The following is a 12,586-nucleotide window of genomic DNA, read 5'->3' on the forward strand; positions in this document are numbered from 1 at the left end:
GGCCACGACCGCCCGCCCACCCCATTCCCGCGCAGCCCCGCCGGCTCGCCGCATTCCATCTTTCCCTCCCATTGACGGCGTACTTCGCCACGGTTCTCTCATGTCCAATCCCTCTCCCGTCAACGACCGCTTCCTGCGCGCATTGCGTCGCCAACCCGTCGACCGCACGCCGGTCTGGCTGATGCGCCAGGCCGGCCGCTATCTGCCGGAATACCGCGCCACCCGCACCCAGGCCGGCAGCTTCCTCAACCTGGCCAAGAACCCGGAGCTGGCCTGCGAGGTCACCCTGCAGCCGCTGCGCCGGTTTCCGCTCGATGCGGCGATCCTGTTCTCCGACATCCTGACCGTGCCCGATGCGATGGGCCTGGGCCTGTATTTCGCCGACGGCGAAGGCCCGAAGTTCGAGCGCCCGATCCGCTCCACCGCCGACATCGACCGCCTTGCCGTGCCCGACATGGGCAAGGAACTGCGCTACGTGATGGATGCGGTCGGCACGATCCGCAGCGAATTGAACGGCTCGGTGCCGCTGATCGGTTTCTCCGGCAGCCCGTGGACGCTGGCCTGCTACATGGTCGAAGGCGGCGGCAGCGACAACTACTCGAAGGTGAAGTCGCTCGCCCTCAACGATCCGGCGGCGATGCACCGTCTGCTGAGCGTGGTCACCGACGCGGTGATCGAGTACCTCAAGGCCCAGCACGCCAGCGGTGCGCAGGCGCTGCAAGTGTTCGACACCTGGGGCGGCGTGTTGTCGCCGTCGATGTACCGCGAGTTCTCGTTGCGCTATCTGCAACGCATCGCCGCCGAACTGCCGCGCGGCGAAGGCGACGAACGCGCGCCGCTGATCCTGTTCGGCAAGGGCAACGATCCGTATATCGAAGACCTCGCCGCCAGCGGCGCGGAAGCGGTGGGTGTGGACTGGACCATCGGCCTGGGCGACACCGCGCGCCGCATCGGCGGCCAGGTCGCGATCCAGGGCAACCTGGATCCGGTCACCTTGTACGCCACGCCGGAAACGATCCGCGGCGAAGTCGGCCGCGCGCTCGACGATTACCGCGACGGCAACGGCGGCTCGCGCGAGGGCCATGTCTTCAATCTCGGCCACGGCATGTCGCCGGACATGCAGCCCGAGCACGTCGCGGCGATGGTCGCGGCGGTGCACGAGCTGAGCGCGCGCTGAGGCTCGTTCGATCGGTGAGGGTACGCGCCGACCTGGTGCCCTCACTCCAACCCCTCTCCCGTGAACGAGAGAGGGGCTAAGCGCAGTCGTCCAGGCTGTACTCAGCCGCCCGTCTTGCGCGACAACACCGCGTCCATGGCTTCGCGCAGCAGGGTGCCGGTCACCGGCTTGCGCAGGAAACGATCGAAACCGGCCGCAGTGGCCTGCGGTTCGGCGTCGGCATCGGCGCGTGCGGTCACCGCGATCAAGGGCTGCGCGAAACCCTGCGAGCGCAGCTGGCGCGCCAGGTCGAGGCCGTTGATGCCGGGCAGGTCGAGATCGAGCAAGGCCAGGTCGAAATGCCCGGTCGCCACTTCCGTCAACGCCGCCAGACCGTTGCTGACATGGGCGACGCGATGCCCCTGCGCGCGCAACAGGCCGGCGATGACTTCGGCGACGGTCGCATCGTCTTCGACGAGCAACAGCGACAGCGGCGCGGCGTAGGCGATCGACGCGGATTCGTCGTGCCTGCGCAACGGCGGCGTGACGTTCTGCAACGGCAGGTCGAAGACGAAACGCGCGCCCTGCCCCGGTTCGCTGTAGACGGTGATGTGGCCATCCATCGCCGCCGCCAGTTCCTGGCAGATCGCCAGCCCCAGGCCGCTGCCGCCGTAGCGCGCCGCGGTGCGGGCGCCGTCGCCTTGTTCGAAGCGGCGGAACAAGCGGTTCTTCTGTTCTTCGTTGAGGCCGGGGCCGGTGTCGGCGATCTCGAAGCGCACGCCCTGCGGCTGCAACGCTTCCACGCGCAGACTGACCTTGCCTTCGTCGGTGAACTTGATCGCGTTGCCGAGCAGGTTGAGCAGGATCTGACAGACCCGGCTGACGTCGCCGCGCAAACCCGCCGGCGCGCCCGATGAGATGTCGATCTCGAACGCGAGGCGGCGTTGGCGCGCCAGCGGCGCCATCAGATTGCTGGCTTCCTCGACCAGCGCACGCAGGTCGAAGGCTTCGTCGGCGAGTTCGAGCTTGCCCGATTCGATCCGCGCCAGGTCCAACGCGTCGTTGACCAGGCGCAGCAAGTGCTCGCCGGCGCGGCGCACCGCTAGGGTGTAGCTGCGCTGGCGGTCGTCGAGCGGGGTGTCGAGCAGGAGTTCGCTCATGCCGAGCACGCCGGTCATCGGCGTGCGCACTTCATGGCCGAGGGTGGCGAGGAAGCGAGTCTTGGCGAGCGAAGCCTGCTTGGCGACTTCGCGTTCGTGTTCAGCGCGTTGCCAGGCCAGGCGGCGGCGCGCACGCCGCCGGTAGGCGAACCAGAGCAGGCCGAGCAGCGACAGCACCAGGGCGATGAAGCCGGTGATCGCCCAGGGGCTCCACCACCACGGCGAATCGACATGGAAAGCGATGACCTGCACCGGCGTCCACACGTTGTCGGCACTCTTGGCCTTCACTTCCAGGCGGTAGTCGCCGGGCGCGAGTTGCGAGAAGCTGCGTTCGCCGCTGGCGCCTACATCGACCCAACCGGGATCGTAATTGCTGAGCCGGAACCGGTAACGGTTGGTTTGTGCATTGTTGAACGACAACAGCCGCGCCACGATGCGCAGGTCGCGATCGCCGTCGGCGATCGTAATGGGCGCTATGCCGTCGGCGATCGTAATGGGCGCGATGCCGTCGGCGATCGTAATCGGATGGATGCCGTCGACCGTCGCTACGGGAGGAACGCCATCGGACCAAATCCCTTCGAACGCGATCGGTGCGCGCTCGACAGCAGCGACCGCGGCCGCCGCATTCGCCACCGGAAACGCGATGCGCTCGTTGCGCCGCCGCACTTCGATGGTCTCGATGATCAGCGGCGGTGCGCGGTCGATCGGCCGCACCACCGCCGGATCGAACAGGATCAGGCCTTCCGGGCTGCCGACCAGGATGCGGCCGTCGCTCGGACGCGCCCGCGGCCGTTCCAGAAATTCCTGGCTCGGCAAACCGTCCTTGACCCCGTACACGCGTACCGAACGCTGTTGCGGGTCGACCCGCACCAGGCCGCGCGTGGTGGTCATCCAGACCAAGCCGGCGCTATCGACGATCAGGCCGCGCGCTTCGGTCAACGGCAGACCGGCGCGAGCGCCAAGACTCGACTCGCGTTGCAGGCGCACGCCGTCCCAGCGATAGGCCTCCAGCGTGCCGAAACCGGCCGCCCACACCCGCGTGCGCCCTTCGAAGGCGAAGGCATGCACCGGCTGCCTCGGCGAACCCGACACCGCTTCGAAGCGGCGCGCGGCGGCGTCCCAGCGCCACAATCCCTGCGAACTGGAAACCCACAAAGCGCCATCGGGGCCGTTACCGCTTTGTTCGAGGACCGCGTCCTTCGGCAGCCCGCGCTCGCCGAAGGCGAACGACTCGCGCACGCGACCGTCGAGATCGCGCGCCTGCAGATCGCCGTCGCTGCCGAGCAGCCAGATCAGACCTTGGCTTTCCACCAACTCGGCGGTGGTGCCGCCGATCGTCGGATCGCGGACGCTGTCCAGGCTCCAGTTCCGGTACGCGCCGGTGGCCGGATCGATGCGCGCCAGGCCGCCGTAATAAGTCACCCAGACCTGGCCGGCGCGATCCTGCAGCACCCGGTCCAGGCCGAGGTTGCCGCTGAATCCTTTGGCGACATGCACGACATGCCCGGTCTCCGGATCGAGGCGGTCGAGCACGCCGCCGCTGCCGACCAGCCACATGTCGCCGCCCTGCGCCGGGGCGATGCCGCGCACGCTGGCGTTGCCGAGGGTCGCGGGGTCGTCGATGCGCCGCGTCAGCACCGAGAACTGGCGCCAGTTCGGCGGCAGATACCATAGGCCGTGGCCGTTGCTGGCGAACCACAGGCCGCCCTCGCGATCCTCGTAGGCGCCCGACCAGTTCGGCCGCACCAAGCCCTGGCTGGTGCTGCTGAACAAGGGCACGACCGCGACCCCTTCGGCGTTGCCGATGCCCAGGCCTTCGGGCAGATCGAACCAGTACTGGCCGCTGCGATCGCGGCGCAGCACGTCGATGATGGTCTTGCCGGGGGCGAAACGCGCCCACGGTTGCGCTTCGTAACGGCCGTTCGGACGGCGCACGCCGACGCCGTGCGGCGTGCCGAACCAGGCGGTGCCGTCACTCTCGAAGGTGATGGTGTTAACGATGACCGAGGTCAGCGCCTTGTCGGGTACGCGCTCGAAATCGCGCCCGGTCCAACGCGCCGCGCCGGCCAGCGTACTCACCCACAGCGTGCCGTCGGGGGCGACGCTGAGATTGGCGATGCCGTCGCTGGGCAGGCTGCGCGGATCGCCTTCGCGGGCCACGTAACGGGTGATGCCGCCGTCGGCCGCCATCCGGTGCAGGCCGCCGTGGGCAGTGCCGAACCACAGCGCGCCGTCGGGCATGGAGGCGATCGACCAGATGTTGTTGTCGCCCAGCGCCGGCGTATTGGCGCGGTCGTAGTAGCGGAACTGCTTGCGGTCGGCGTCGAGCATGGCCAGGCCGGACTGGCTGGTGCCGATCCAGACCCGGTTGCGCGCATCGACGTGCACCGCCCACAGGAAGTTGTCGCGCAGGCCTTGCTCGCGCCGCCAGACCCGGTAGCCGCTGCCGTCGTAACGGGCGAGGCCTTCGCTGGTGGCCAGCCACAGATAGCCTTGGCGATCTTCGGCGATGCGGTTGACGGTGTTGGACGGCAGGCCGTCGGCCACCGTGAGCTGGCGTGGACGCGGCGTCTCGGGCAGGCCGGCCATGGCGGTCGAGATCAGGCCGGGCAACAACGCCACGCAGGACAGCGCCGCCACGGTCAGCGCGAACAGCCATCGAATAGTGCGCCGCATCCGAACTCCCTCGCCACAACGCGCGGCGATCCGGGATCGTCGCAATGTGTGTGTTCTCGCGCAAGCGCGGCCGCAGTCAACTCCGTCGCCCATCCGCCCGCGGCCGCGGCGTTTACTCGGGCGGCGCGTGCCCCATCGCCGCGGCGACCGCCTCGGCCAGCATCGCGCCGGTCACCGGTTTGCGCAGGAAGCGGTCGATGCCGGCCTCGCGCGTCTGCGGCTCGGCATCCGGATCGGTGCGTGCGGTCACCGCGATCAGCGGCCGCTCGAAACCCTGCGCACGCAACTGCCGCGCCAGGTCCAGGCCGTTGAGCCCGGGCAGGTCGAGATCGAGCAAGGCCAGATCGAAATGCCCCGTCGCCACTTCGGCCAGGGCGGCCAGCCCGTTGGCGACATGGGTCACGCGATGGCCTTGCGCGCGCAGCAGGCCGGCGATGACTTCGGCCACGGTGGCGTCGTCTTCGACGAGCAGGATCGCGCGCGGTTGCGAACGGCGCGTTACCGTCGGCGCGGCCTCCGAATCGGTGCTCGGCGGCGGCGGCGCCACCGGCAGCAGCGGCACGTCGAAGATGAAGCGCGCGCCCTGTCCGGGTTCGCTCTGCACCGCGATATGCCCTTCCATCGCCGCGGCCAGTTCCTGGCAGATCGCCAGGCCCAGGCCGCTGCCGCCGTAACGCGCGGCGGTGCGCGCGCCTTCGGCCTGTTCGAAGCGGCGGAACAGCCGCGTCTTCTGTTCTTCGTTCAAGCCCGGGCCGGTGTCGACGACTTCGAAACGCACGCCCTGCGGCGCCAGCGCGTCGACGATCAGGCTGACCTTGCCGTGTTCGGTGAACTTGATCGCGTTGCCAAGCAGGTTCAACAGGATCTGGCAGACACGGCTCGGATCGCCTCGCAGGCCCTGCGGGGCGCTCGAAGTGATGACGACATCGAAGGCCAGCCCGCGCTGACGCGCGAGCGGCTGCATCAGCCCGGTGACTTCGTCGACCAGCCCGCGCAGGTCGAACGGCCGGTCTTCGAGTTCGAGCTTGCCCGATTCGATCCGGGCCAGGTCAAGGGCGTCGTTGACCAGCCGCAGCAAGTGCTCGCCGGCGCGGCGGATCGCCTCGGTGTAACTGCGTTGGCGCGGATCGAGCGGCGTGTCCAGCAGCAACTCGCTCATGCCGAGCACGCCGGTCATCGGCGTGCGCACCTCGTGTCCCAGAGTGGCGAGGAACCGGGTCTTCGCCAACGACGCCTGTTCGGCGAGTTCGCGTTTGTGCACGGCCAGTTGCCAGTCGCTGCGGCGGCCGAGGCGGCGCCGGTACACCAGCGCGCCGATCCCGAGCAGCAGCAAGGCGATCAATACGAAACCTACCTGGGCCCAAGTCGCGCGCCACCACGGCGGCTTGACGTGCAGGGTGAAGGCAACCGGATCGGACCAGATACCGTCGGCGCCGGCGGCCTTCACCTGCAATCGGTATTCGCCCGGCTCCAGACGCGAGAACACGCGCTCGCCGTTGGCGCGCTGTTCGATCCAGTCCGGGTCATAGCCGCCGAGCTTGAAGCGGTAGGTGTGCGAACGCGGATCGAGGAAGGACATCAGCCGCGCGACCACGCGGAAATCGCGATCGTCGGATTCCAGTTGCACGGTGTCGCGCTGGACCGGCAACGACCACTCGTCCTCTTCGCGGCGCACACTCAGGCTTTCCAGCGACAGCCGCGGCGGCCGCGAACGCGGGAACGGCGTATTGAGGTCGAACAGCACCAGGCCGTCGAGCGACAGGGTCGCGGCGATGCCCTTGGCGCCGCGCTGCGGCGCGGTGCGGTTCAACTCGACGTTGGGAATGCCGTCGCCGAGACCGAACAGACGCAGGCGCTTGTCCTTCGGCGAGACCAGCAGCAAACCGCGCGAGGTGGTCGCCCAGACCATGCCGGCGTCGCTGACCAGCAAGCCGGACACGCTGGTGTCGGGATAGCCGGCGCTGTTGTCGATGCGTTGCTCGAACGCAAGCTGGCCTTCGGCCCAGCGATACGACTCCAGCGCGCCGTTGCGCGCGATCCACAACCGATGCGGGCCGGCGAAGGCCATCGCCTGGACGTCGCCGAACGCGCCGCCGGGCACGGCGACGAAGCGCTTGCCGTCCCAGCGCCGCAAACCGGCGGTACCGGCGAACCAGGGCTGCTCGTCGGGGCCGACCACGAAGGTCGCCGCGCTGGTGGTGAAACCGGCGGTGGAGAACACGCGCTCGATCTCGCCGGACGGCAGGCGCTCGCCGGCGGCGCTGTAGCGGCGCGCGCTGCCGTCGGAGAACCACAGCCACAGGCCGCCGTCGGGCAGTTCGTGCAGGAACCACACCGTGGTGCCGAGTTCGCCGGCGCCGAACGGCCAGTTGCGCGCCTGGCGCGTAGCCGGGTCGAACAGGCTCAAGCCGCTGGAATGGCCGATCCACAGCTTGCCGTCGGGCCGCAGATACAGGGTATGCATCCACTTCAGGCCGAGCTGTTGGTTGTCGGCGACCGCTTCCAGCACGCGCGAATCGCGGCGCAGGCGATACAGGTCGGTCGCCGACAGCATCCAGAAACCGCCTTCGCCGTCGGGCGCGATGTCGCGCACGTCGAGGCGGTCGATCTGGATCCCGCCGACCGAGGTGATCGAAGCGAAACGATTCCAGTCCGGCGGCAAATAAACCAGCCCCTGCGAATAGGTCACCAGCCACAGCCCGCCTTCGCCGTCGCGCAGCATCTGCTGCAGGCCGCTGCGGCGATCCCAGATGCCGTCGCCGGCATCGTCCTGCAACAAACGCGCCTCGCCGTCGCGGTCGACGCGGTAGAGGCCGGCGGTGGTGCCGATCCAGCGTCCGCCGGACTGATCGCCGACGACGATGGCATTGGTGGTCTGTTCGCCGAGCGCCCACGGCGCCGGGGTCATGCGGTCGTCGGTGCCTAACCGGAACAGGCCGCGCTGACTGCCGACCCAGATCGAACCGTCGGTTTCGCGCGACAGCTCGCCGATGCGCACGCCGGCGGTCTCGTCGCGGCCGATCGGGCCGAAGCGGCCGCGCTCGAAGCGCACCAGGCCATGCATGGTGCCAACCAGCAAGCGGCCGCGATCGTCGCTGAGCAACGCTGTCACCGGCCCCGGCGGCAGGCGTTCGCCGGCGCCGACGCCGGGGGTGTAGCGCGACAAGCGGCCATCGGCGTCGATGCGGCACATCTCGCCGTCGTAGGTCGCGGTCCAGATCGCGCCGTCGGGGGTGCCGGTCATGTAGGAGACATCGTCGCTGCACGAAGCGTCCTGGCCTTCGAAGACGACGCGGACGAATTCCTTGCGATCGCTGCCGAGCCAGCTCAGGCCGTCGCGGCTGGCGACCCAGACGCGGTCGCGGCCATCGACGTAGACGTCTTCGATCATATTGTCCGGCAGCGAACCGGACAGGCCGATGATGTGGCGCCAGACCGTGAATTCGACGCCGTCGTAGCGCGCCAGGCCGTCTTCGGTCGCGATCCACAGATAGCCCTGGCGGTCCAGGTCCATGCTCACGACCGACTTCGGCAGCCCCTGTTCCTGGCCGTAACGGCGGAAACGCGGCGTTTCGGGAAGGCGTGCCTCTGCCTGCATGGCGAACAGCAACATCAGCAGACACAGACAACGTCCCAGCACGGGTTCCTCCTGGACCGCGAGCGAAGCCCCCGGTGCGGTCGAGCGCTATCGTCGCAACGGCTTACCGCAGGCGCAAGCGCGCCTCATTGTGCGACATCCGTCCGGTTCATCGAAACTCCCGGAACAGTATGCGCGGGCCGCAACTGCGCATCGTGTCACGATTGCGTCCGTGCCGGCGGCGCCGAAATCAATGCTTCGCCGCCTGCACCGCGGCCACGGTGTCGGCGAGCATCGCGCCGGTCACCGGCTTGCGCAGGAAGCGATCGAAGCCGGCCTCGCTCGCCTGCGGCTCGGCATCGGCGTCGGCGCGCGCGGTCACCGCCACCAAGGGGGCCGCGAACCCCTGCGCACGCAACTGGCGGGCGAGGTCGAGGCCGGTGATGCCGGGCAGGTCGAGGTCGAGCAAGGCCAGGTCGAAACGCGCCGTACTGACTTCGGCGAGCGCCGCCAGGCCGTTGGCCACGTGCGTCACCCGATGGCCCTGGGCGCGCAGCAGGCCGGCGATGACTTCGGCCACGGTCGGGTCGTCTTCGACGAGAAGCAAGGCCAGCGGACCGATCTGCGGCCCACGCGTCGCGGTCTCGGGCGATTTCGTGCCCACCGGCGGCTCGGCGTTCGGCAACGGCAGCTCGAAGACGAAATGCGCACCCTGGCCGGGTTCGCTGTGCACGGCGATATGCCCTTCCATCGCCGCCGCCAACTCCTGGCAAATCGCCAGGCCCAGGCCGCTGCCGCCGTAGCGCGCCGCAGTGCGCGCACCGTCAGCCTGCTCGAAGCGGCGGAACAAGCGCGCCTTCTGTTCTTCGTTCAAGCCCGGGCCGGTGTCGGCGACCTCGAAACGCACGCCCTGCGGCGCCAGCGCGTCGACGATCAGGCTGACCTTGCCTTGTTCGGTGAACTTGATCGCGTTGCCGAGCAGGTTCAACAGAATCTGGCAGACGCGGCTGGCGTCGCCGCGCAGGCCGCGCGGCGCGCTCGGCGCGATCAGCACTTCGAAGGCGAGCCCGCGCTGCTGCGCGAGCGGCCTCATCAGTTCGGCGGCCTGTTCGATCAGGGCGCGCAGATCGAAGGACTCGTCGGCGAGTTCGAGCTTGCCCGATTCGATCCGAGCCAAGTCCAGGGCGTCGTTGACCAGGCGCAGCAAATGCTGGCCGGCACGCAGGATCGATTCGGTGTAGCCGCGCTGGCGCTCGTTCAAGGGCGTATCCAGCAGCAACTCGCTCATGCCGAGCACGCCGGTCATCGGCGTGCGCACCTCGTGACCGAGGGTGGCGAGAAAACGCGTCTTCGCCAGCGAGGCCTGCTTGGCGACTTCGCGTTCGTGCTCGGCGGCCTGCCAGGACAGCCGACGTTGCAGGCGGCGCCGGTACGAGGCGGCGATCCACCACACCAGCAAGGCGACCAGCCCGGCCAACGCAGCCAGCGCCGGCGGCGTGCGCCACCACGGCGGGCGCACGTTGAACTCGAGGGTGCGCTCGACCGCAGCATTGCCGTTGGCGTCGACCGCGCGCGCATGCAGCACGTAGCTGCCCGACGGCAGCCCGGCGAACACGCGCTCGCCGCTGTTGCCGACCGACACCCAATCGCTGTCGTAGCCTTCCAGGCGGGTGTAGTAACGATTGGCCTGCGGATCGTCGAACGACAGCAAGCGCAATTGCACGCGCATCTCGCGGTCGTCCGGCGCCAGCGACGGAATCGTCGCGTAGCGCGCCGCGCGCGTCGCCCCCGCCGGCAGCGACGAGCCCTGCAACGGCAACGGCACCCAGCGCCCGTGCCGGCGCACGTCAAGCTGATGCCACTGCAGCCGCGGCTGGCGCGGAGGCGGGTCGGCCAGTTCGGTATCGACCAACACCACGCTGCCATCCGACAGCGCCGAGGCGAGCACGCCGCCGGGGGTCATGGTCGAACCGCGGCGGATGAATTCCTGGCTGCTCATGCCGTTCTGCACACCGAAGTGACGCAGCTGCCGGTGCTTGGGGTCCCAGCGGAACAGACCGCGCGAGGTCGGCATCCAGATGCGGCCGAGGCGGTCGCGGAACAGATCGGTGGCTTCGACCGCGGGAATGCCTTCGGCGACGCCGATCTGCGCTTGCAGGCGCCACTGCTTGCCGTCGCGGCGATAATGCTCGAGTCCCTTGAGGGTCTGCAGCCACAGACTGTCGGCAGCGTCGAAAACGAAGCCGAACACGCGCTCGCGCGGCAGGCCTTGCTCCGCCTGCATGCGCTTGCCGGCGGCATCGTGACGCAACATGCCCTGCCCCGAGGCGACCCACAGCACACCGTCGGGTGCGAGCTTCATCGAGCCCAGGTCGCCGACGCCGATGCCCTGCTCGGGCCCGACCAAGATCGTCGACAAGACCTTGCCGGTGTCGGTGTCGCGCTGCTGCAGGCCCTGGGTCAGGAACGAAATCCACAGCGTGCCGTCGCGCGCGATCAGCATCCGCTCGGGTTCGCCGTTGAGCGCCGGTTCGGGCGTGTCCACGGTCCAGTCGCGCCAAACGCCGGAAGGGTCGATCCGCACCACGCTGTTGCGGCTGGTCGCGACCCACAGCCGGCCCTTGCGATCTTCGACCGCGGCATTGGGCACGCTGTGGCCGATCGAATCGTGCGGCCCGTCGCTGACTGGCTCGACCACGCCGTCGGCGCCGAGGCGTTCGATTTCGCCGCGCGCACCGAGCAGCCACAGCCCGCCGCTCGCCGACGGGGCGAGCGAGGGATAGAGCTCGCTCGACAAGGTGCCGCGCTCGCGCGAGTACTGGGCGATGCGGCGCCAGTCCGAACGCAGATAGCCCACGCCGGTGCCCGCGAACGGAAACCAGAACGAACCGTCTTCCTGGCCGACGATCTGCTGCACCGGACGCGCCGGCCGCGCAGGACCGAGCGTCGCCGGCACCGGCACCGCGTTCGGCGCAACCCGCCAGATGCTGCGCTGGGTGCCGAGCCAGAAGTTGCCGCCGCGGTCGGGCGCCAGGGTCAGCACCGCATTGAGATGGCCGAACATCACCGAATAGTCGGGATCGGTCCAGCGGCCGTCGCCTTCGCGCCGGTACAGGCCGGTCTTGGTGCCGACCCAGAGTTGATCGCCGACCGGGGTGACCGAGAAGATCCACGGCGCCGGCTCTTCGCCGGGCACGGCGACGCGTTCGAAATCGCTGCCGGTCCAGCGCGCCAGCCCCTTGAAGGTACCGACCCACAGATCGCCGCGGCCGTCGTAGGCCAGCGACAGCACCGTTTCCGCCGGCAGGCTGCGCAGGTCGCCGGGCTTGGGCGCGAATCGGGTGATGCGGCCGTCGCGATCGAGCCGATGCAGGCCGCCGCCGTAGGTGCCGAACCAGACCTCGCCGTTGCGGCTGGCGACGGCGAAGGTGTCGTCGCTGCCGATCTCGGGGCGCTCGGCCTGGCGGTAATGGACGAAGCCCTCGCGCTTGCTGTCCATCATGCTCAGGCCGCGGCCTTCGGCCGCGACCCAGATGCGGTCGCGATCGTCGACCGAAACCAGGGTCAGGTCGTTGCCGGGCAGCGAAGCCGGGTCGCCGGGCGTATGCCGCCAGACCTTCATGCCGATGCCGTCGTAACGCGCCAGGCCGTCGGTCGTGGCCAGCCACAGGTAGCCGGCGTGGTCGAAGGCCATGCCGTTGACCTTGCTCGACGGCAGCCCGTCGGCGACGCCGATGATGCGCGCGCGCGGCACTTCGGGCACGGCCGCCCCGGCCGCCCAAGAGGCGCCCAGGCACAGACAGGCGGTTAGCAGCGCTCGCAGCATTCGGTTCCTTCCCCGGGTGGAACGCGGCGTCCCAGCGCCCGTCTTGTTCGTTCCGTCGGGCACTAGGCTCGGCGATACCGCCTGTACGAAGCAAGAGGCAGGCCTCGCGGAGGCCGAACTCCCGGGCGGGCAGGCGGTCGAAACGGATCGTTGCGCGTGCTTAGACACGACTTTGCGCGGCTGTGCCTAGA

General features: G+C 69.3%; 4 protein-coding genes. 1 reads left to right on the plus strand and 3 read right to left on the minus strand.

The window, feature by feature from the left end; translation table 11 throughout:
* Positions 1-100: 100 nt before the first annotated feature.
* Complete coding sequence (gene hemE, locus ACTJJK_RS00465; protein ID WP_440729174.1) at positions 101-1,177, plus strand: uroporphyrinogen decarboxylase; 1,077 nt, start codon at positions 101-103, stop codon at positions 1,175-1,177.
* 101 nt (positions 1,178-1,278) lie between these two features.
* Here hemE and ACTJJK_RS00470 read toward each other — a convergent pair whose 3' ends face one another.
* From ACTJJK_RS00470 to ACTJJK_RS00480, 3 genes are all read right to left on the minus strand, one after another.
* On the minus strand, positions 1,279-4,992 hold the full coding sequence (locus ACTJJK_RS00470) for an ATP-binding protein (protein WP_440729175.1): 3,714 nt from the start codon (positions 4,990-4,992) through the stop codon (positions 1,279-1,281).
* Between the two features lie 112 nt (positions 4,993-5,104).
* On the minus strand, positions 5,105-8,632 hold the full coding sequence (locus ACTJJK_RS00475; protein ID WP_440729176.1) for an ATP-binding protein: 3,528 nt from the start codon (positions 8,630-8,632) through the stop codon (positions 5,105-5,107).
* A 187-nt stretch (positions 8,633-8,819) separates the two neighbouring features.
* Positions 8,820-12,395 carry an ATP-binding protein gene (locus ACTJJK_RS00480; protein WP_440729177.1) on the minus strand — a complete coding sequence of 1,192 codons (3,576 nt, stop codon included), beginning with the start codon at positions 12,393-12,395 and terminating at the stop codon, positions 8,820-8,822.
* Positions 12,396-12,586 lie beyond the last annotated feature (191 nt).

Source organism: Lysobacter sp. 22409 (genome assembly GCF_052045105.1).
Lineage (GTDB): Bacteria > Pseudomonadota > Gammaproteobacteria > Xanthomonadales > Xanthomonadaceae > Lysobacter > Lysobacter antibioticus_B.

Bases quoted from the DNA above. Each gene is read 5' to 3' on its own strand.
- hemE (WP_440729174.1), top strand. From the start codon at position 101: ATGTCCAATCCCTCTCCCGTCAACGACCGCTTCCTGCGCGCATTGCGT.
- ACTJJK_RS00480 (WP_440729177.1), bottom strand. From the start codon at position 12,395: ATGCTGCGAGCGCTGCTAACCGCCTGTCTGTGCCTGGGCGCCTCTTGG.
- ACTJJK_RS00470 (WP_440729175.1), bottom strand. From the start codon at position 4,992: ATGCGGCGCACTATTCGATGGCTGTTCGCGCTGACCGTGGCGGCGCTG.